Origin of the sequence: Microbacterium sp. SY138, assembly GCF_039729145.1 — a bacterium.
Taxonomy (GTDB): Bacteria; Actinomycetota; Actinomycetes; order Actinomycetales; family Microbacteriaceae; genus Microbacterium; species Microbacterium maritypicum_A.
Genome location: NZ_CP155793.1, coordinates 611,552 through 633,227, shown reverse-complemented (window position 1 = coordinate 633,227; position 21,676 = coordinate 611,552). Strand labels below are relative to the sequence as shown.

Genomic DNA, 21,676 nt, shown 5'->3' with positions numbered 1-21,676 from the left:
ACGGGGAAGCTCCGCCCGACGCGATGGGGAGTACTCCCCATCGGGCTGCGCCTCACACTCTCCTGCTGCTCTTCGTGCGCTTCTCGGAATCCTTGACGAAGGCCTTGATGCTCTCCGCGTCTGCACGCACCCCGAGTTCGGTGAGCGCCGCCGCACCGAGACCGCGCTTGTGCACCTTCTGCACCGTGGAGCGCAGACTCGTCGTGGACGCACGGGAAAGCGGCTCGATGAAGCTTGTCCACCGTCGCAGATCGGCACCGGCGAGCTCCGCCCGGTGTCTGCGTCCCAGACGGGCAAGGCGTCGTCCGCCGGCCTTCCTCCGGCCGAAGGCCTCGGAGTCGAGATACTCGCCACGGCTCTCGAACACCTTCGTCTGCTGCTGGGCGACGTCGTCGATCACCTGGGCGACGTCCTCCGCATACGCGGGCATCGCCCGAAGCAGCCGCCGTTCTTCCGCCACCCAGCGCCGCAGGAGCACGTCGCAGCACTCCGGACATAGCCTCTGCGGCAGGAGGCCATCGACCGCGTAGCCGCATGCGCAGTCGATACCGGCGCGCTGCTGCACCCGATGCGGACGACCGCCGAGCTTCGCGCGCAGGAGTGAGGCTCCCACCGCGCTGCGCCCGAGCTCGTCGGCGAGGAATCCCTCGCCATTCCGGCGCTGCATCTCGGCGACCAGCAGCTCCCATCGCTCCTGGTCTGCCGGTCGGAGCAACGGGCGAGCGGAGGACGCATACTCGTCCAGCGCCGCGGTGATCTCCGCTTCCTGCGCCGCGTGTCTCAACGCGCTCGCGGATGTGACTCCCGGCCAAGACGGGAACGCGACGTGAGTCGCGAGCACCCGCATCCGCGCATCACCCGAGACTCCCGCCGCCTCGTGGAGCGCGGCCAGGGGCACGTTCGCCTCCAACACATCGCGTTCGAACTCCTCGACAGCGTCAGACGCGCTCATGCTCCCAGAGTAAACGCCCGCGAACGACGAAGAGGGCCGACCGTCGTGGTCGACCCTCTTCGTGAAACCGTGCCGTGTGTCAGCTGCCGGCGAGCTGCTGGTCCAGGTCCTGGATCGCCCGCATCATGCCCAACAGCGACTCGGACATGTCGTTGATGCCGTCGACCGCGGTCTTCAGACCCGTCGTCAACTCCGTGTACCCCTCACCGAACTTCCCCGACGCATGCTGCGTCTTGAAGTCCTCACCCAGAAGAGTGTCCACCTGACCCTTCAACGTGTCCAACTGACCCTGAATGTCATCACGAGCCTGCGACAGCGACGACGCCACCTGCTCCATCTCCGCATAAGACGCACCGAAATCGGCCATCGTCCACACCTCCGCCAATCGAGAGAACCGGACCCCTCCGGCCCGAACAACACCCACCCTACGGCGCACCCACGAACACCGTCGATGGGGACAACTCCCCATCCCCGCACAGGGCTCGATGCGTGTCGGTACGGGGTCAGCCGTTCAGCACCCAGTCGTCCCCCGGGCGCACCACGGCGGAGACGAGCTCTTCGAGACGCTCGGGGTCGGACCGCGGGACGAAACCGCTGAGCGAAGCAGTGGTGAGAACAGCCTCGGCGAACGGCTCGACGAACGCCATCCCGTAGGGCACGACAGGACCGAGCATCGCGCACACGGTCGTACCCTCACCGAAGAAGATCCAGCGGCGCGTCGCGAAGTCGAGACCGTTCTCCCGCTGCGCGAGGGTGGAGGAGAACCCGGTGCCGAGCGCGTCGGTTTCGGTGAGTCTCGGCGTGACGGGCAGGATCGCGGTGCTCGACCAGAGGAAGTCCGCCTGCTCCTGACGCGAGAGTTCATGCGTGATCACAGAGATCATCAGCGGTGCGACGACCCCGCCGTCGACGCCCACGACGAGCAGGAGCCTTCGGTCATCGTCGGCCTGCGCCGCCACCGCGAGCAGGGCGGTCTCGATCTGCGCCGCGACCGTGGAGTGCGCACCGGCATCGCGAGCGAAGTCCTCCGCCGTCTGACGCGCCCACGTCACCTGCTCTTGCGGTGAGAGTCGTTCGCCAGGAATCGGGATGATGCGATCAGGCGCGTACGAGAGGGCGAGGTCCATCAGCGCACCGTCCATGTGAAGGTGCTGACGTGGGTGTCGAACAGTGCCGTCCAGAGCGTGAGGTTCGGGTGATCGGCGGGAAGGTCGACCTCATGCGTCACGGTCGCCGTCCATTGCACCGCCTCGGTGAGCCTCGTTCCCGGAACCGGGATCAGGTAGTTGATCAGCAGCGACGCGACGTCTTCCCCGTCGAGGGACACCTCACGGCGCTCGGTCCACCGCACGATGCGCTGACCCTCACCGATGGCGATGCCGGCGTGGTGGCGGATCGCGCTTTCGACGAGCTGCTCCAGCGTCGCTTCGGGCGTCGAGGAACGCTTGAGCCCGACCAGGGTCGCCGCACCGATCGCCCAGGACGGCGCCGCCTCTCCCGCGAAGGCATACGCGAAGCCCTGGCGTGCCCGCAGTCCCTCGAGGGCCTCGTGCACCTTTCCCGCGAGGACGGGCCCGAAAGTCGTGTTCTGCGCACCCCGCAGGCGCGCGTCCGCCCGACGGATCAGGTCGCGTTCGGTCGCCTCGCTGAGGTCGAACGCCTCCCATCCCGGAGGGAGGAGCATCCGGTAGGGCGGGATGATCGTTCCGGAGTTTCCCGTCAGTTCCGCGCGCAGGCTGCTCATCGTCTCAGTCTTCCATGGGGCGACTCGCGTCGCTGTCGGTCACGAGAACGGATTCTGATCCGGGTCGAACGTGCCCGACCACGCACCGCCCGCGCTGTCTTTGATACCGCCGGCGATCGCGAAATGCGAAGCGAAGACGTTGCCCACCATGTCGAGCGTCTGCACCCCCGTCATCTGCGCGGCGAACGACGCGGCGCCGTTGCCCGTGAACAGTCGAGCGGAGAACTCGCCGAAACCCGTCGTGAATCCGCCGCGGATCTGGCTGAGCGTGCTCAGAGGAGCCCGCCCGGCGACGGCGTTGAAGAACCGCATGCCGTCGGCACCGAAATCCGCGCCGCGGATCATCGCCATCGGACCACGCGCGAACTTGATCGCGGGACCGATCAGCGGGATGACCCCGATGACACCGAACACGACATCGATGACCGACCCCTTGCCCCTCGCCAACCGCGCGACGGCCACGATCAGCGTGGCGACAGCGACGATGGCGGCGAGGGCGGCGATGATCGGGCCACCCACGATGATCGCGAGCACGGCGAGAACGATGCCGGCGACGGCGAGGAAGTCGGACATGAACTGCAGGAAGCCGTCCACGTTGTCCCAGAAGCCGTCTTCGATCTTGTCGGAGGTGTCTTCACGGATGTTGCTGGCCGCGTTGGTGAACGCGGTGTGCCAGCTGTTCCACTCGCGATCGTAGTCACCGGCACGCGCATCCCAGTCGCCGCGCGCGCTGCTCGCCGCCCCCGATGCGGCCTCGGCTGCGTCGTCACGCGCGTCCTCCGCCGCCTGCCGCGCCTGATCGTCGTCGGCATCCGCGCCCGTCGGATAGTCGGGGCTCTGCGCAGCCGCCGACGATGCGGCATCCTTCTTCTGCTGATACGTCGCCCACAGTGTCTCGAGATCGTCGAGGATCGGATCGATCGCGGCCTTCGAGGTCTCGAGGTCTGACGCATACTGCACGATGTGCGGCGCGACGGCGTCGTACAGGTCGGCTGCGCGGCCGAGCTCGGCGTGCATCTTTCCGGAGATCTCGGCGAGCTTGTCGACGGATTCGCCCTGCATGTCGGCGCCGTTGTCGACGAGGCGCTGCAGCAGCGTCGCGGAGTTGCTCATCGCGTTCGCGAGATCCTGCAGCGAGTTCCCCCGATCGCGGATCGCCTCCACATCACCGGTCAGAGCGCCGATCGGGTGACCCGCAGGCGAGGTCATGGGCATGTACTCGTACACGGTCAGCCTCCGCTGTTCTCGGACTTGGATGCGGCGTCACGGTCGAAATCCTGGAATCCCTTGATCACCGCAGCCACGTACTCTTCGACCGTCTTGCAATCATCCATGAGCTGCTTACGGCGGTCGTCCCAGCGCCCCTCGAAGTCGGATGCCGCATCGCGCAGCGCACGCTCGCCGTAGGGTGAGCCCACGGCGCTCTCGAGATCGTTGCTGCGCGAACCGGCGTGCTCGAACTCCTCGATGATGTTCTTCAATTCGGTCTGCAACGGCTCGAGATCTCCGTACTTCAGCTTGACGCCGTCACCCACGTCCGTCCCCCTCATGAAACGTTCAGATCGAAGGGACCGGCTGCGGAGCCGGCCCCTGAAAGTGTCCGTCGCGGCGATCTGATCGCCCCGACTATGCAAACTCTACGAAGAGAATCACCCTTCGGTCGATGGGGACAACTCCCCATCCCAGGGTGACCCGTCGCTGTTAGCCCGTCGTGATCTTGGTGATCAGGGCGGCGGCCACGAGACCTACGAGAAGCGGGACGAGACAGCCGACAGCCGCCGCCCGCCCGCCCTTGGGAGCGGCGAACAAAGCCTCCCGCCGCGTGCGACGAGCAGGATCCGCCTCCGTGACACCCGCCGTCTGCTCCGCGCGTCCGCGGACTTCCAGCAGTGACACCAGCGCGGCGAGATCCTCGATCCACTCCCAGTACGCGGGCTCAGCCATCGGGAGGTGCCGTCGGGCGATGACGTAGACCCGGTCGCCGACGACTTCGACGTCGCACCGCTCGGCGACCGCCGTCAGTGCCGCCTGCACGTCCGGAGAGAGCAGATGACGTACCGGCTCCTCCGTCGCCCGCGTCGTGAAGACCTCGAAGCGCGCGGCGAAGTCGCCCTCGATCTGCACGCGCTCCTGCGGCGCGGTCGGCTCCCATCCGGATGCCGCGACTGCGGGTGACTTGGTCACGAGGACCATCGGCGGCAGCGAGCCGGTCAGCGCGAACTCGACGTAGTTCGCGACCCGCGGCATGCGCGCGCGGGCGACCCAGGTGTCGAACGAGTAGTTCGCGGCCTCGAACGGGCGCGGGGACGGGCCGGAGACGATGTCGCTGGCGACTCGCGAGGTGCCGATTCCGAACAACGCTGCCGGCCGCTCAGGGTCGAGTTCGCCGGTGCGATAGGTGAGTCCGTTCGCCGCTGTGAACTGCTCGAGGCGGTACTCCTCGATCTCCCGCTCGCGCGGACCCCGGAGGTGGGATCGGATGCGGCCGACCGCGAGCGGCAGCACCATCAGCACAGCCAGAACGACGGTCGTCAGATCGGCGCCGTCGGCACCGAACATGAACTGCACGGCCACGACGGCCAGGGCCGCGAGTGCACCGGCGCCGACGACCAGCACGACCGATTGGAAGACGACCCAGCCGGAACCGAGCACCACGCCGAACCGGCGCCCCTCCCTCGTCACACGCTCACGGCTCTCCTGCCGCGCACGCACCGGATCCACGCGCGCGCGCAGCGCGGCGTCGTCGAAGGTGACCGTCATCGTTCGCCCCTCCTTCGGAACCGATGCGTGTGCGCGTTCGCGCTCAGCGGACTGGCGTCCATGTGTCTCCTTCGATGAGTGGCAGCTGTACCGTGACCTGGCGTCCCGCTTGTACGAAGATGCCTCGACCGTCCGGGAAATCCGTGCGCTTGACCTTGGGGAACGGGACCTTGAAGATCGCATCGCCGTCGAACGCATCCGGCTTGAGAACAATGCCCTTGCGCCCGGCTTTGAAGTCGCCGATGAATCCGAAGCCGCTCGTCACCTGGGTGACGTCGGCGTCGCCCACCAGCAGGTGATCGCTCCGGTTGATCGCCTGGAAGAGCGCCTTCATCTCGCGTTCGGCGGGGCCGTCCGCGAACTGGGGCACGTCCTCGACGATGACGAGCATGCGCACCGGAATGGTTTCGTCGACGGCGATCTCGGCGATCTCCTTCGCGAGCTCTTTCGCGTCCTCCGGGGTGACCGCGCTCCGCGTCCAGTCGACGTAGCCCTTGAGCTGGGCTCGGCGACCGCCGAAGTGGAACAGCTTGACCTCGGGGTCGAACCGCCGTATCGACGTGATGATCCCCTTGAGCGCGGTGGTCTTGCCCGACGATGGCGGACCGGCGACCACGAAGGTGCCGACAGGGTCGAAGTCGCGTGCGGCCAGCGTGTCCTCCGCGACGCCGAGCACCGGGAACTCGCCCAGACGATCCGGGAGATCGCGCACGGACAGGCGGGTCGGCAGGGCGCCGATCTCCGGCACCTCCCTCGCCCCGGCCGCGCGCAGAGCCGTCGCGTGCTGTTCCAACAGCTTGGTCTGCTCAGCCACGTTCGGGGTGCCGCCCAGCGTCGCGATCTGCGTCTCCCGCCCGTCGACGATCGCGCGACCGGGAGCCGAACGCTCGTCGAGCACGTCCTTGGGCGCGTTGAGCATCGCGTACCCGGATTCGTCGGAGAGCCGCAGGACCACGCGCCGCGACACGTTGGCGCTGACCGCGGTGGGCACGGAGCCCGAACGGTCGGCGCTCGCGATCACGTGCACGCCCAGCGGGCGCCCCTCTCCGAGAATGCGCATGAACGTCTGGTAGAACGGCATCCGCGCGGTGGTCGACTCCCACTCGCTGCGGAACTGCGGGAACCCGTCGATCAGGATCAGGATGCGGGCCTCATCCTTTCCGGTGATCTCCCGGTACTCGGTCAGGCTGGAAGCGTTGGCGGCGCTGAAGCGCTTGCCGCGGTCGTCGAGCACGGCGGCCAGCGAACGCAGCACGCGCTGCACGCGCTCGGAGTCGTCGCCGGAGATGATCGAGCCGACGTGGGGCAGCATCTCGAGGCTCTTCAGCGCACCCGATCCGAAGTCGAGGCCGTACACCTCGACGTTCGAATGCGCGGGCTCGAAACCCGCCGCGATCGCGATCGTGCGCAGGACCGTCGATTTGCCCGATCCGCTGGTCCCGTAGACGAGAAGCGACCCGTCCTTGTCGGGATGGAAGTACGCGGGCTCCTGCAGCTGCCGCTCCGGGACATCCATCTTGCCGAGCAGCACCTGCCCGTCGCCGAGCACCGGGAGGTCGCGCAGATCGACGGCGCCCTCGAGGTCGTCGAGCCACGGACGCCGGGGCGCCGGGATGCGGGCCTCGCGTGCCGCGTTCACGAGTGTCGCCACGATGCGCTTCTGGTCGTTGGGTCCGAGATCCTCATCGTGGGAGTCGGATTCCGGAGCCTGCTCGGCCTCCCAGGTCTGGATCGAGCCGAAGCGGAGTTCGGCGACCTTGACCTCGGCGACCTGCGCCTCATCGGTCGTCCACCCGCCCGCGTAGGCGGACTGGAACGGCACGAGGCGACCCGGACCGGTCTTCGCGATGCCGCGTCCGGGCAGCGAGGGCGGGAACGTCGCCGCCACCGGATCGTCCACGACGTCTTTCGAGTCGGATTCATCGGCCATCCGCAACGCGACGCGCAGGTTCGTGTTCGCGCGCAGATTGTCCTTGATGACGCCCGCGGGGCGCTGGGTCGCCATGATCAGGTGGATGCCGAGGGAACGACCGCGCTGGGCGATGTCGACGACGCCGTCGACGAACTCCGGCACCTCCCCGGCGAGCGCGGCGAACTCGTCGATCACCAGCACCAGGGCCGGTGGCGTCTCGGGATCGCGACGCTTCTCGAGCTCGAGGAGGTCCTTCGCCTTCTTGCGGTTGAAGAGGTGCTCGCGATGGTGCAGCTCGGCGCGCAGGCTGGTGAGGGCGCGACGCACCAGGTGCGGGCTCAGGTCGGTGACCAGCCCCACGGTGTGCGGCAGATCGACGCAGTCCGCGAACGCAGAACCGCCCTTGTAGTCGACGAAGAGGAATGTGACGCGATCGGGGCTGTGGGCCGCGGCCATGCCGAGCACCCACGCCTGCAGGAACTCGCTCTTGCCGGCACCGGTCGTCCCGCCGACGAGCGCGTGCGGACCCTGGGTGCGCAGGTCGAGGGTCATCGCGTCGGTCTGCGACTGCCCGATGATGGCGCGCAGGTTTCCGGCCTTCTTGAGCCGGGACTGCGGAGCACCGGAGCGATCGATGATGGTGTTGTTCTGACGCCACCGGTCGATCACGGCGCTCGCATCCTCGGCGACCTCGTTCCCCACCAGCGAGAGGAAGCTGACGGAGTTCGGGATGTCGGAGGAATCCTCGATCACCGTGCTGGAGTCGACGACCGGGGCGAGGCGCTTCGCGAACATCGTCATGTAGGCGTGCGAGACGCCCTCGACCTGCACCCCGCGGTAGTCCACGCCGCTGCGGACGGTACCGACCACGGCATCGGCGAGGCCGGCGCTCACATCGACGAACGTGCGGCACGCGGCGGGCAGCGCCTCGACCACCGGAGCGACGAAGAGCGCGTACACGCCGACGTCGGCACCGCGTTCGAGGATCTGGGTCAGTCGCGCCCGGTCGACGGGAGCGTCGTTCGTGATGATCACCAGGATGGCCGTCTGGCCGGGGAACGTCGCGTCCTCTGCTGCCCGCTTGACGTCGGTCCCGTAGCGCATCGGATCCCAGTCGGCGCCGTACGGCGGCCGCGCGGACTTCGATTCCCGCGAGCGACGCAGCACGATCTCCTCCAGGCCGCTGAGCAGCGCCGTGCCTGTCGAGGCGGAATCGGCGAGGGGCATCTCCTTGAACGGGTTGCGCTCGCTCGAGGTGTGCGGCAGCCACTTGAGCCAGTCGAGCTCGTTCGCCCAGCCCGGCTCGGTGAGGGCGACGGTCACCAGCTCATTGGGGGAATGCGTACCGAACAGCTGCACCGCGATCCCGCGCAGCGCATCGCTCGCGAGCGACGTCGGCCCCGCGACGCCGATGGATCCCACGCTCTGGAGCGATTCCAGGATGGGGACGTCGTCGATCATCCGGTACCGCTCCTCGAGGCGGTCGACGCGCTCGACGTACTCGACGAGCGCCTCCGGGGTCTCGGTGCGCTTGATGCGCGTGCGCGCCTCGCTCTCGCAGACGCCGAGGCGCAGGGCGAGGAAATTCCAGTGCTCCGGTCGACGCGTCCACAGCAGGGGTCCGAGGCGCATCGCCTCATCGAACACGACGGCGACGGCGGGAACCTCGTTCTGCCGCACCTCCCGCTCCTTCGGGTGCGAGTGGTAGAGCGTCTCCTCGAGCCGCTCGAACTGCTCCTCGAACGACTCCGCCTCCTTGCGCAGACGCTGACCGATGTTGGTCTTCTGGGAGATGAAGTTACCGAACATCATCATCGGGGAGGCGGCGGCGATGAGCAGAGAGGCCGGACGCTGCGTGATGCTGAACATCGTCACGGCCAACAGGATCGGCGCGACGAGCATGGGCCAGGGGAAGAGCCGAGACGGCTGGTCGCGTGGGTAGCGCGGTTCATCCAGCTCCTGCCCCGTGAACCGTTCCTCCACGCGGGGGCTGCGATTGAACATCAGAGCACCCCCGCGCTCGAGCACCGGGTCGCCGCTGGCCGATCCGTCGAAGTCGCTCACCATGTGCACGACGAACTCGCAGTCGCCGAGCGCGAAGCTCTGTCCGGGAATCACGCGGAGCCGCTGCACGAGTCCGCCGTCGACGAGGATTCCGTTCGCCGAGTTCAGATCGACCAGCTCGACGAAGGTCGCGGCGACCTCGATACGAGCGTGCCGCTTCGAGACCAGCGGATCAGCGATCGTGACGTCGTTCGCGCTATCACGGCCGATCAGGAAGTGACCGATCGGCAGCGGGAACTCCTGGCCCGCGGCGGGACCGGCGACGACCGTGAGCACGGCGGCCGGGCGCGTGCCGGCTCCTCCCACCGATACCCGGTTCGGGCCGACGTTGACCACCTCGGCGAGGAAGCCGGAGCCGATCGGAGCGTCACCGACGAGCAGGTCGGGGTTGAGCATGGTGAGCTGCTCGCTGGTCGGCGGCGCCACCGAGAGAGTGAGCACGTCGGCCGGAGCCGCGGCGATACTGCGTGCGGGGTCGGTCGTGGCGATCTGACGCGCGACGTCGGCGATCGTCGCCGTCGAGTCGGCCATCACGACCACATCGGTCAGGGGTGCTGCGGGTCGACGCAGGGTCAGCTTGACTCTCATCGCTCGTCCTCACCGCGCCGAGGGCGCATCTCACTACTCAGGGTCATGCCCACTCCACCTGGAGGGACCGGTCGCCGAAGCGCACCGTGTCGCCGGTCTTCAGCTCGGCGGGGTGTCCGGCCGGGAGGACCGTCTCCGCACCGCCCCGGATGATCGCGCTGCCGTTGGTCGACGCCCGGTCGACGACGAAGACACCTCGTCGAGCCGGCATCACCGCGATGTGCGTCTTGGACACCGAGCGAGTGTCGTCGATCACCGGCACGAGCAGCGCCTCCCCCTCGCCGGCGGCCGCACTCGGAGACCGCCCGAAGAGCGTGGTGCCGCGCACCTCGATGCGCTCGCCCGTGTCGAGCACGAGGATCGCACGGACGCCCGCGGGTGCGGGAGCAGCAGGCGCAGGTGCAGGTGCTGCAAGGGCGGGCGGTTCCGCCGCGGGCGGGGCGGGCGCCGCGACCGGTGCCGGAGCGGGGACCGGAGCCGGAGCGGGCGCCGGGGCGGGAGCCGGGGAGAACGTTGCCGGAGCCGGTGCGCCCGTCGCGAGCGACGGCGGCGCCGCCGACACCATGGAGCCGGCTCCAGATGGCTCTGCCTGCTCCGTCGCAGCCGCCGCGGCCGAGCGGTGCGCACCGATGACGCCTCCGGAAAGGCGCGCACTCGGGACGTACTCGGCCGGCGCGTCGCGATGCACCGGCGTCGCCAGTGACGGCAGCGGAGCCTTCTCCTCGTGTTCGGGCGTCTTCACGCGCTTGCGCGCGATGCGCATGCGTTTCGCATCGTAGGGATTCAACCCGCCGCGCACGTCGACGAACCAGGTCGCGGCAGCGAGATCGAGCCAGCCGCGTCCTCGCCTCTCGATGTCGAACAGCGGGGAGAGCATGATCACCAGCACCGGACCGATGACCGGGACGATGAACGAGGCGTAGGCGAGGAGGAAGCGGACCACGGCTCCGCGCCAGAAACCGGGGCGCTCGAGGGTTCGGACGTTCACCGAGCGGATGCCGCAGATCGCCTTGCCGAGCGTCACTCCCTTGCGTCCGTGCAGGACGAGCTGGACGACGATATAGGCGATCATCAAGCCCTGCGATACGGCTGCCGCGACGATGAGCCACACCAGGTCACCGCGGGCGAAGAACTTCTCGGCGTCGAACTGCCCTGCCACGACCTGCGCCAGAACCGGGGTGAGCGCGATGATCGCCGGGAGCGCGATGAGCACGGCCACCGCCCACTCGATCAGCGCGGCGAGCACGCGCGGCCCTCGCCCTGCTGTGCGGAGACCGAGGGCCTCCGCGTACGCAGGATCCGGGCGTCCGTGCGCGTCGAGCCCTTCGACCTCGGGAGCGTGGTCGTCGATCTCCCAGATCACTCCTGCTCTCCCTCGACCTCGTCGACGGCGTGCGCGGTGTCGAGCAACGGCAGGTCGCTCTTGCCGACCAGTCGCGACGCGATCACGTGCTCCACCAGGCGCGCACGTCTGTTGGTCGCGAAGCTGCGTTGTCCGCCGCGCATTCCGGGCACACCGATCCGGTCGAACTTGTCGCACACGTTGTCGAGCTTGCGGTTGAAGCGGGTGACGGTCCAGCCGAGGCGCTCCGCGGCCTTCGCCGACGTCGGGATCTCGCTCATACCCGTACCGTCCCTGCGCAACTGCGGCTCCGCCAGCGCGAGGATGAGGAGCTTCTGGCTGAGGGTCAACGGGACGTCGCCGATCGTGGAGGCACCCCCGTCGTCGTGCTCGCGCCTGGTCGCACGGAACGTCGGCTCCGCCGCATGCAAGGTGAGTTCGTAGGTCGTCGGTCCCGCGCTGAACACGATGGTCGTGGTCTCGAAGACCAGCGGAAGGCGGGCACCGGGAGCGAGCCAGGCCTGCACGCCACCGGCCGAATCGGTCACGGTCGCCGTGAGTCGCGTGCCGACGTTCGACAGCCACCACAACCCGTCGGCGTCGGTGATCTCCAGAAAGTGCCGGTGCAGGAACAGGTTGTCGTCGAGCTCGAGATCTCCCTCGCGCCCGACGATGAACCGCCCGCCCCGACGGATCGGGAAGTACTCCCCCGCGAACTCGACGGTCACGCCGCCTTCACCACTCACTCCACGCACCCCCGCACGGTCTCGGACGCGCGCCCGTCGTCGCGTCGCAGCATCACGTCGATGCAGACGGTCCCCGCCGCGGCGGGCACCGTGGCGGTCGGATCCGGCGTCTGCTGGGGATCGACCTCGCCCGAGACCGCCACCGGGGTCCAGATGTATGAATCGCCGTCGAGCGGGCTCGGGTTCGTCCAGGTGAAGACCACCTGTTCGCCCTGTCGCGTCCCGGCGAGCTCCGTCACCTTCGGCACCACGTCCGTTCCGACGTCCTTCGGATCGACGGCTTCCGCGGTCTCCTGCGGTTCGGGCGCGATACCCGCGACCAGGAGGTTGAGTCCGACGATGCCGCCGATCACGAGCACGACTCCCGCGGCGGCGAGGGTGATCCACAGCCCCTTCCGACTGCGGGGCGGCTCGGGTGCGACCGGGGCCTCGACGGGGACTCCGGGAACCATCGTCAGCGGCACGGCGGCGTCCGGGGCCACGACCATCGGCGCACGGGCGATGGTCCGGTCGTCGGCGCCCGGCACGGTCGGAGGTGCAGCAACGGGAGACGGCGTGCGCAGCTGCGTCTGCTCGACCGCCGCTTCCTGGGCGACCGGCGCGTCGAAGCGCGGCACCCCCTGCAGCGCGGCCGGAGGCTCCTTCCGCTGCGTCGTCGCCGACGGGCGGGTGAACGAGGCCATGTCGGGATCGATGCTGACGATCTCCCGCACCCGGGTGAGACCGTCGCCGTCGTCGTCGAGGTCTTCCGCCGGCGGGTGATCGTCGACGATGTCGATCGGGGTCACCGAGTGGGAGAGCTCGATCTGCACCTTCTGCAGCGCTCGCGCGAACGCCACGGCGCTCGGGAAGCGATCGTCGGGATTCTTCGCCATCGAGCGCTCGAGGAGTCGTTGCAGGCTCTCCGGGGAGTCCGGCCGCTTCAGAGACGGCAGGGCGGCGCGCTCGATGCGCTCGATGAGGTCGGCACTGGAGTTCCGTTCCCCGGGGCGCTCGAACGGTGATCGTCCGGCGAGCAGGGTGTACAGCGTCGCCCCCAGCGCCCACACGTCCGTGCGCGGCCCGCTCTGGGGCGGCTCGGCGAACGACTCCGGTGGCGACCACGGGATCGACATGCCCGACGCCTCACCCGTCGCGCCCGTCGTCGACGCGATGCCGAAATCGGTGAGCGCCGGCCGGTTGTACTCGGTGACGAGGATGTTGGCGGGCTTGATGTCGCGGTGCAGCACGCCTGCGCGGTGCGCCGTCTCGACAGCGCCGGCCACCTGCACGCCGACCCGGAGAGCCTCGGCGACGGAGAACGGGTCCTTCCGTGCGCGCAGCTGGAGGTTCGGCCGCGGGCAGTACTCCATCACCAGATAGGGGCGCCCGTCGCCGGCGACCCCGGCCTGGTAGATCGTGACGATCGCGGGGTGCGTCGAGAGCATGGCCATGACGTTCGCCTCATCGGCGAACTCCTGCGCGGCGCCGCTCGAGATGCGATCGGCGAGCAGGACCTTCACCGCGACGCGGCGGCGAGGCATCTCCTGCTCGTAGAGGAACACGTCGGCGAAGCCACCGGTGCCCAACGGCTCCACATAGGTGAAGCCGGGAAGATCCGGCGGCGGCGACGGGCGACGCGTCACGGGAGATCCTCGAAGGCGACGGTCACGCCGTCGCCGAGGTCGACGACATCGCCGGAGAGCACCAGCGTCTGCTCCCCGGGGTGCAACCGCACGGGGTCGGCGCCCGGGCGCAGGAGCGTGGACCCGTTGGTGGTGTGCAGGTCGATGACCACCACGGTGTCGCCCTCCGGCCTGACCTCGAGATGGCTGCGTGAGATGTCCTGCTGGGGGCTCTCGACGGCGATCAGGTGCGGGAGGTTCGCCCCGCTCGCACGTGTCGACCGCGGCCGGCGCCCGATGATCACGGTGCGGTCGAGGGCGGCCACCTGACCGGTGGAGAGCCGGATGCGGCCGACCGAGGCCACGGCCGGTGCCGGCGCCACATCGAGCACCTCCGTCGGCGCGTCGTTCGCGACCGGCGGCTGCTGGCGGAGAGCACGGAGGTCCGCTGCCGAGACGGTGGCGCCGTCGTGGTCGCCCTCGACGGGGACCGGCACCACCGGTGCCGCCCCGCCGACCGAGTGCACGGTGGCACCCCACAGCTGGTCGAAGTCGTCGTCGACCGGTGGCGCGAGCGTCACCTCCGTGGGCGGCAGGAAGGCGTCTTCGATGAGGGGAAGCGGCTCCTCGGCCTCGGGCTCCGGCACGACCGGCTCGAGTGCGGGCTCCGGCTCGGGTGCGGGCTCCGGCTCGGGTGCGGGCTCGGGCTCCGCTTCGGGCTCCGGCACGACCGGCTCGGCGGCGACGGCCTCGGGCAGAGCCGGTTCCGAGAGCACGGCGCCGACCACGGGCGACGGCCCGAGCACGGAGGTGAGCGGATCGGCGTCGCTCGGCTCGAGCTCGGCGCTCACGGCCGCGGCACGCACGATGCCGCTCTGCACGGGCAGGCCGTCGGCGTCGGTCGGGGCCTCGACGGTGATCTCGATCTTCGACGCACCGCCGAGGAATCGCTCGTTCCAGGTCGTGACCTCAGCGCCGGACAGCTCGAACGAGTCGGTCGGGGTCGCGACCTGGGCGGAGACCGCGCCTCGCAGGGCGATGCGCACATCGGCGCCTTCGGCGACGGCGGCGACGAAGGACGGCAGCGACGTGAACGAGCCTCCCGCGTGTGCGGTGAGCACATCGACGACCGTCGCGAGCGTCTTCTCCTCCGGCATCCGCTCCCACAGCCGCGCGACGACATCGCCCGGGACGTCGGGGGGCAGCGCGACGAGCGCTCCCGGGATGACGATCAGGTACCACTGTCCCGGTCGGTAGATGGTCTGCATCAGCGAACCCCTCCTGCTGCGGCTTCTCGTGGACGTGTGTCCTGGTCGATGTCCGTGTCGGTGGCCATCAGCGTGCCCGGCCGTGAGGCGACGGAGACGGCATCGACGACGAGGACGGTGATGTTGTCCCTGCCCCCGGCGCTGACAGCCTCGTCGACGAGCACATCAGCGGCCCGCTGCGGATCCGACTCGGCGTTCAGAACCTCGCGGATGCGCGCGTCCGGCACCTCGGAGGTGAGTCCGTCGGAGCACACCAGGATGCGGTCGCCCAGTTCTGCGGGGAACATCCAGTAGTCGGCGTCTCCCGTGCTGCTCGCGCCGATGGCCCGGGTGATGATGTTGCGGCGTCGATCGGAGACGGCGTCCTCGGTCGTGAGCTCGCCCGACTCGATCAGCTCCTGCACCACGGAGTGGTCGACGCTGATCTGCTCGAGCTCGCCGTCGGCGAAGCGGTAGGTGCGCGAGTCTCCGATGTTGAGCGCGAGCCAATACCCCATGCCGTCGACGGACGCGATCACCACTCCGCTGAGAGTGGTCCCCGCGCGGCCGTTGCCGGAGGTGGACAGCTCCTCCACGCTCTCCCTCGAGAGCGACAGCGCGTGGCGGACATCGTCGAGCACGAGCGCCGAACGTCCGATGTACCGCGCGAACTCGGCGATCACGGCGGCGCTCGCGCGCTCTCCGGCCTCGTGGCCACCCATTCCGTCGGCGACCAGGAAGATCGGAGCGGCCGCCAGATGTGCGTCCTCGTTCAGCGCACGCCGAAGCCCCGGATGCGTCGCGGATCCGGTCGAGACGATGAGTCCCGGCCTCACGCGTAGCCGCCGATCGTGACGATGCGGTCGCCGATCTCGATGGCGTCGCCCAGACGCACGGGCACGCGTTGCCCCGCGGGGCAGGCGATCCGCTGTCCTGCGCGCACGATGGTCATGCCGTTCGTGGAATGGCGATCCATCACCCACCCGCCCGACGTCTCCGCTGCGGCCTCGAAGTGCGTCTTCGAGAGGGAGAGCGTCTCGTCGCGCACGGGGACGAGCGTGGCTCCCTCTTCCGGGGCAGGGTTGCGCCCGAACACCGTGCGTCGTGAGACGGATACTCGCGTGCCGTCATCCCAGGTGAAGACGAGGCGATGCCCCGGAACACTGATCCTGGTGTCCTCGAGATCGTCCTCGACGACCGCCGAGGAGGGAGCCGCCGGAGCAGCCGAGGCGTCCGGGACAGGCGCGGCTGCCGGCACCGGGGGCACTGGCGGCGCAGGCGGTGCGACGGGAGCCACCGGGTGCTGCTGGATGGTCGCGTCGATCTCGGGTTCGGGCTCCACCGCCGGCGCGGACCGCACGGGGGCGTCCTGCGTGATGCCGGGGACGAAGGCGATGAGCGATCCCGCCTCGGCGACGGGCGCCGCGGGGGCGGCCGGTCGCGGAGGGATGGAGGCCGGTGCCGGAGAGGCGAGCGCAGCCGGGGCTGCTGCCGGCGGCTGCGGGAGACCGGGGATCGCTGGCGCCTGCGCCGTCGGAGCCGCAGCCGGCGCGACCGCGGCTCCCCGCACCGTCGGAGCCGGAGCGGGCGCCGCGGCGTCCGCCCCGACGGGCGCCGGTACCCGCGCGTCCAGCATCAGGGATCCGGCGACCTTGTCGTGCCATCCCTGGAACCGTCCGGAACCGTCGAAGAGCGGGGTGAAGTACCCCACGACGACGGAGGCGGCGAGGCCGAAGATGACGTTGCGCAGCAGCGTGCGTCCGAAGCCGAGCGGACTCCCGTCCGCGGCCGAGGCGAGCTTCAGACTCTGAGCGCGCATGCCGATCGAGCCGGCCCCCGCCTGCATCACCGTGTAGACGAAGAACCAGCCGAGCAGCACCAGGCCCACCACGGGGCCGCCGATCAGCAGGACTCCGAGGCCGGCCTCGACGCTGCCGGCGAGCGACACGGCGACGAGGAGTCCGCCGCCGAGCACGATCGCGAGGCCCCCGGCGATCAAGGCGTCGATGAGATAGGCGACGGCGCGACGGGAGACCGGCGCGATCTGGTCGGGCGCGGGCTGCGTCATGAGGTCTCGCTCTCGGGGGACGGGGGCGTCGTGCTGTTCTTGATGGTGCCAGGTTCGCGGCGGACGCGCACGGCCGCCGCGTCCTTCAGGTTCTGGAATCCGTTCGAGATGGCGGTGCCGCCGATCAGGGAGCGGACGCTCAGTCGCGCCTGGAGGCGCTTCCAGAAGCCGGCCTCCTTGCCCAGTCCGCCGACGATGTCGTCGACCTCGTGCCAGAAGGACTCGACATCCTCCGGGCTCGGCTCGGCGGGGCCGAACACGTCGGCGTCGGCCCGCTCGGCGAGGGCGGTGACCTGCGGGACCGTGAGCGACGACGCCACGACCGCCGCCTCTTCGATCCGCGTGCCTCCGGGAGGGATGCGGGCGCCGTAGTCGACAGCACGGTCGGTGAGCTCGTCCCAGCCGCCGCTGATGCGGTCGGCGGTGCGCGCGGCCGCGCGGCGGGAACGACGCTTCGCCGCCTTCCACGCGCCGATCACGATGAAGGGCGATGCCAGCAGTGCGATCACTCCGAGGGAGATGCCGCCGATCACGAGGATCGCCCCGATGATGCCCGCGAGGTTCAGACTCTCGTCCTCGGCCTCGCGGTCGTCGGGCAGGGTGGGTGGCAGGTCGACGGGCTCCTGCGGCGGAGGGGGCGGCTGCAGCACCTGCGGCTTCGGGTCGACGCGCGGCTTGGTGTTCTGGTCGTTCGGCACCTGGTCTTCGGGCGGGGTGGGGTTGAACGCCATCCACCCGAGTCCCTCGAAGTTGACCTCGACCCAGGCGTGCACGTTGTCGCCGGTGGCGGCGAACGTGGCTTCGCCTGCCTTGTCCTCGTCGGGGTAATAGCCCATGACCACCCGGGCGGGGATGTCGACCTGCCCGGCGAGCAGCGCCATGGCGACGGCGTACTGCTCGTCGTCACCGATCATCTGCTCCCCGCCGACGAGCGTCGAGATGCGCTCGGCGGTGTGGCCGGCGCGGGAGATGACCTCGCCCTCGAGCCCGTGGCTGAAGAAGCCCTCCTTGGAGAGGAAGTTCTCGAGGGCCCGCACCCGTTCGATCGGCGTCTCGGCACCGGCGATGGTCTCGGCGGCGAGGGCCGTGAGCTCTTCCGGCACGTTGCTCGGCTTCGGCATCGACACCTTGCCGAACGGCACCTCGGCGAGCTGCTCGTCGTCGGGTACGTTCGGCATCACGGCATCCACCGTGTACTCGTCACCCTTCGTCAGCTTCGTGGTGGAGACGGCGGTGCCCGTCTCGGTGTTCACGTAGGTGCCGCGGCGCAACTGCTCGGCATCGTCGCCGGAGAACCTGATCTCGGACAGCTCGCCCGCGGTGGGCATCCATACTCCGCGATACGCACCGATCTCGACTTTGAGCGTCACCGGGACACCCTCGGCATCCGGCGACATGTTCGAGCGCAGGGGGCTGAATGCGCTCGACGAGGTCGGCCCGCCGTCGGTGACGTTGTAGACCATCCCGTCGAACTGGTCCATGACCGCGGTGCGCACGCGCGCGCCCTTGGGCAGGCCCTGCACCGTGAACAGCGTCTGGTCCGCCTCGTCGCGCACGTTCTTCCGGAACGCCTGCAGGGGGCTCGGGTAATCCCGGATGTCGAACGGCGGGATGATCACGTCGCGGAACACGTGTCGTGGCTGCGCCGGGTTCGCGACGGCGCTCGTGGCCACCCCCGCGCCACCGGCGATCGCCAACACGGCCACCCCGGCGAGCAGACGCCGGGTGCGCATGTGCGCGGCGCGGGAGGGATCGACCTCGCTGACGGAGATCGCCGTGTTCTGCGGTGCCCACAACTGGCGAAGGGCGAGCCACGACATGCTCACGACCGCGAAGACGAGTCCCTGCACGAGTGGGAACGCGGGTTCGGGCGTGCCGAGCGCGATCACCAGCATGAGCAGCACGCCGGCCGGGATCAGGGCCCACGCCACCTGCGACAGCCGGAGCGCGAGGGAGGCGGTCACGGTGGTGACGACCAGCGCCAGCAGGAACGGGACGACGAGGTGTCCGTCGGCCGCCGCGACGGGGGCGACCGTGGTGAGCATCTGCTTCCACGCGGTGACCGTCCCGAGCGCGAGCTTCTGCAGCGTCTCGATGGTCGGGATGAAGCCGAGGATCGACGTCTGCGGCAGAGCGAAAGCTCCGCCGAACACGAAGTACGCGGCGATCGTGAGACCCGCGATGATCAGGATGCCCCAATGACGCCAGGTCGTGATGACCGCGATCGCCAGGCCGATCAGGATTCCACCGATGGCGGCGGGCAGGAACGACGGACCGGCGAACGTCGGCCAGAAGCCCACGAGGGCCGTGAGGACCAGGAGCGTCGTCGCTCCCAGGTCGAGGATCCAACGGCGGAGGGGGAGGTCGCCGAACGCGGCGGAGGACCCGGTCATGCGAGCACCTTCTGCAGAGCGAGCGGGACCTGTTCGAGCGCACCCACCGTGACGACGTCGGCATCGCCGATGCGGCGCAGCGCCGGGGCGGAGGCCGTGGTGTCGGCGACCACGACGAGGACACGGGCACCGAACGGCAGACGCGCGCACGCGAGGCGGAGATCGTCGGACTTCACCCGAGCGCCGCAGACCAGGACCACCACGCTCGCCAACGGCATGGTGGCGGACACGACGCCCGCGAGCTCGGCGATGCCACCCTCCTTCGGCTTGCTGTTCTCCACGGCCGAGAGCGAGTCGAGCAGCTGCTTGCCGGTGCCCGCGGGAAGCTCCCGGCCCTGCACGCGCATGTCGACGCGCTGAGAGTCGCGCAGAGCGCGCAGGCCGATCGACCCCGCGGCCGAGACCCCGAGCTCGAAGTCGTCTTCGGTGGCGTAGTCGGCGAGCGAGCGCGAGAGCCCGATCACGAAGTGCGAGCGTCGGGTCTCCTCGTACTGCCGGACCATCATGGTGCCGGTGCGGGCCGTCGACCGCCAGTGCACGTGACGCAGGTCGTCGCCCGGCTGGTACTCCAGGAGGGCGTGGAACGAGACGTCGTCGCGAGACAGATCCGCTGCGGGAAGTCCTTCGAGGTCGCGCAGGTAGCCGAGCGACTGACCGTCGAACAGCACGGTGCGCGGGTGCACGAAGAGGTCGACAGGGTCGTCACGACGGTGAGCCCGCTCGAACAGGCCGAGCGGGTCGCCGCGGACGACGCTCACCGGCCCCACTTTGACCACGCCGCGCTTCTGGGTGGGGATCGCGAAGAGTTCCTCCGCCTCCTCCCCCGGCGCGAGTCGCTGGATGCCGAACTCGCCGCGTCCGGAACCGACGGGGAGCACCACACGAGACGGGAGGATGGCCCTGGTGCCGCGGTTGGCGAGGGTCAGGGCACCGACCGCGCGCTCTCCCACGACCACACGGGTGCGGGCGAGGTCGAGCGCGACGTCGTAGGCGGTGCGGCCGATGAGGAACAGCGCGCACAGGACCACGGCGATCGCGATGACGACGGCGGCGATGGTGAACTCCGCCCATCCGGCGGTCTGGCCGAGCACCCAGAAGCCGACGGCGAGAGCCATCAGCACCCAGGCCAGCGGGCGGACGGCGGAGGTGATCTTGCGGAGGCGCGTCAGGGCGCGCGCACCGAGGACGGCCGCGATGTCACGCCAACCGGCGTCGCGCTCCATCTGCGGCGTCGACGCCGGAAGGGCCTCCGCGGTCATCAGGCCGCCACTCGGGCCTGGGGCGCCGCCACCGCGTCGAGAACACGGGCGATCACGGTGTCGCTGCTGGTGCCGGCGAACTCGGCCTCGGCGTCGAGAAGCAGGCGGTGCTGCCAGACCGGGCGGGCGAGGGCCTTGATGTCGTCGGGAAGCACGAAGTGGCGCCCCTGGGCCGCTGCCCACACCTTGGCCATGCGCACCATCGCGATCGCCCCGCGCACCGACACGCCGAGACGGATGGCGCCGTCCTCGCGCGTGGCCTCGGCGAGCTCGGCCACGTAGCGGAGCACGGCGGGCTCGACGTGCACGGTCGCAGCGAGGTCGGCCATATCGGCCACCGCACTCGTGGTGATGACCGCGGACAGGCCGGCCGAGGGGTTGCGGTCAGAGGCACCGGCGAGGATGCTCTCGGTCACGGCGAGGTCGGGGTAGCCGATCGACGTCTTGATCAGGAAGCGGTCGAGCTGCGCCTCGGGCAGCTTGTAGGTGCCCGCCTGCTCGATGGGGTTCTGCGTCGCGATCACGAGGAAGGGGCGACCGGCCTCGTGCGTGACGCCGTCGACCGTGACGCGCGACTCCTCCATGACCTCGAGCAGCGCGGACTGGGTCTTGGGCGATGCGCGGTTGATCTCGTCGGCGAGCACGATCGACGCGAAGATCGGGCCCCTGTGGAACTCGAAGCGGTGCGACTGCTGATCGTAGATCGTCACGCCGGTGACATCGGACGGCAGCAGGTCGGGCGTGAACTGGATGCGCGCGCTGGTGCCCTGCACGGTCGCGGCCAGCGCCTTGGCGAGGCTGGTCTTGCCCGTTCCCGGTGCATCCTCGAGGAGCACGTGGCCCTCGGCGAGCATCGAGGCCAGCACGAGGCCGACGATCTCCTGCTTGCCCTGCACGGCCTTGTCGATGTTCTCGACGAGGCGCTGGAAGGTGCCCTGGAACCAGGCGGCCTGCTCGGGGGTCATTGTCATGAGGGTGTCGTTCCTTGTTCTCGTGG

At 69.6% G+C, this 21,676-nt stretch carries 17 protein-coding genes; all 17 read right to left on the bottom strand.

Translation table 11 applies throughout. The features are described from left to right. Positions 1-52: 52 nt before the first annotated feature. The 17 genes from ABDC25_RS02860 to ABDC25_RS02780 all read right to left on the bottom strand — a co-directional run bounded on the left by ABDC25_RS02860 (position 53) and on the right by ABDC25_RS02780 (position 21,650). On the bottom strand, positions 53-952 hold the full coding sequence (locus ABDC25_RS02860) for a hypothetical protein (protein ID WP_347124748.1): 900 nt from the start codon (positions 950-952) through the stop codon (positions 53-55). A gap of 79 nt (positions 953-1,031) precedes the next feature. Continuing rightward, positions 1,032-1,319, bottom strand: a complete 288-nt coding sequence (locus ABDC25_RS02855; protein ID WP_028501988.1) for a WXG100 family type VII secretion target — start codon at positions 1,317-1,319, stop codon at positions 1,032-1,034. Positions 1,320-1,455: 136 nt separating this feature from the next. Continuing rightward, positions 1,456-2,079, bottom strand: a complete 624-nt coding sequence (locus tag ABDC25_RS02850; protein WP_136025411.1) for a hypothetical protein — start codon at positions 2,077-2,079, stop codon at positions 1,456-1,458. After that, a complete protein-coding gene (locus ABDC25_RS02845) occupies positions 2,079-2,696 on the bottom strand; it encodes a hypothetical protein (protein WP_029265870.1) in 618 nt (205 codons plus the stop codon). Before ABDC25_RS02845 ends, ABDC25_RS02850 begins: the two co-directional genes overlap by 1 nt. Before the next feature lie 39 nt (positions 2,697-2,735). Further along, positions 2,736-3,905: a hypothetical protein gene (locus ABDC25_RS02840; protein WP_029259845.1), complete on the bottom strand. Its 1,170-nt coding sequence runs from the start codon at positions 3,903-3,905 to the stop codon at positions 2,736-2,738. 20 nt (positions 3,906-3,925) lie between these two features. After that, positions 3,926-4,246 (bottom strand): flagellar protein FlgN, encoded by a 321-nt coding sequence (locus ABDC25_RS02835; RefSeq protein ID WP_136023789.1) that lies wholly within the window; start codon positions 4,244-4,246, stop codon positions 3,926-3,928. Positions 4,247-4,397: 151 nt separating this feature from the next. Continuing rightward, positions 4,398-5,456 carry a hypothetical protein gene (locus ABDC25_RS02830; RefSeq protein WP_029259846.1) on the bottom strand — a complete coding sequence of 353 codons (1,059 nt, stop codon included), beginning with the start codon at positions 5,454-5,456 and terminating at the stop codon, positions 4,398-4,400. 43 nt (positions 5,457-5,499) lie between these two features. Beyond that, positions 5,500-10,020, bottom strand: a complete 4,521-nt coding sequence (locus ABDC25_RS02825) for an FtsK/SpoIIIE domain-containing protein (RefSeq protein ID WP_167254865.1) — start codon at positions 10,018-10,020, stop codon at positions 5,500-5,502. 43 nt (positions 10,021-10,063) lie between these two features. Next, a complete protein-coding gene (locus tag ABDC25_RS02820; protein ID WP_021198486.1) occupies positions 10,064-11,383 on the bottom strand; it encodes an RDD family protein in 1,320 nt (439 codons plus the stop codon). Next, a complete protein-coding gene (locus tag ABDC25_RS02815; RefSeq protein ID WP_021198485.1) occupies positions 11,380-12,090 on the bottom strand; it encodes a hypothetical protein in 711 nt (236 codons plus the stop codon). The genes ABDC25_RS02820 and ABDC25_RS02815 overlap by 4 nt, the downstream gene beginning before the upstream one ends. A 14-nt stretch (positions 12,091-12,104) precedes the next feature. Beyond that, a complete protein-coding gene (locus ABDC25_RS02810) occupies positions 12,105-13,733 on the bottom strand; it encodes a serine/threonine-protein kinase (RefSeq protein ID WP_021198484.1) in 1,629 nt (542 codons plus the stop codon). Beyond that, positions 13,730-14,980 (bottom strand): FHA domain-containing protein, encoded by a 1,251-nt coding sequence (locus ABDC25_RS02805; RefSeq protein ID WP_208323766.1) that lies wholly within the window; start codon positions 14,978-14,980, stop codon positions 13,730-13,732. Before ABDC25_RS02805 ends, ABDC25_RS02810 begins: the two co-directional genes overlap by 4 nt. Further along, positions 14,980-15,795: a protein phosphatase 2C domain-containing protein gene (locus ABDC25_RS02800; protein WP_021198482.1), complete on the bottom strand. Its 816-nt coding sequence runs from the start codon at positions 15,793-15,795 to the stop codon at positions 14,980-14,982. Before ABDC25_RS02800 ends, ABDC25_RS02805 begins: the two co-directional genes overlap by 1 nt. After that, the gene (locus ABDC25_RS02795; RefSeq protein WP_347124742.1) at positions 15,792-17,027 is read right to left on the bottom strand and encodes an RDD family protein; all 1,236 of its coding nucleotides are present in this window, start codon (positions 17,025-17,027) and stop codon (positions 15,792-15,794) included. The genes ABDC25_RS02800 and ABDC25_RS02795 overlap by 4 nt, the downstream gene beginning before the upstream one ends. Further along, on the bottom strand, positions 17,024-19,420 hold the full coding sequence (locus tag ABDC25_RS02790) for a transglutaminaseTgpA domain-containing protein (protein WP_347124740.1): 2,397 nt from the start codon (positions 19,418-19,420) through the stop codon (positions 17,024-17,026). The genes ABDC25_RS02795 and ABDC25_RS02790 overlap by 4 nt, the downstream gene beginning before the upstream one ends. Next, complete coding sequence (locus tag ABDC25_RS02785; RefSeq protein ID WP_167254851.1) at positions 19,417-20,679, bottom strand: DUF58 domain-containing protein; 1,263 nt, start codon at positions 20,677-20,679, stop codon at positions 19,417-19,419. Before ABDC25_RS02785 ends, ABDC25_RS02790 begins: the two co-directional genes overlap by 4 nt. Next, entirely contained in the window at positions 20,679-21,650 is a 972-nt protein-coding gene (locus tag ABDC25_RS02780; protein ID WP_347124738.1) for a MoxR family ATPase, read from the bottom strand. Before ABDC25_RS02780 ends, ABDC25_RS02785 begins: the two co-directional genes overlap by 1 nt. Positions 21,651-21,676: the final 26 nt, after the last annotated feature.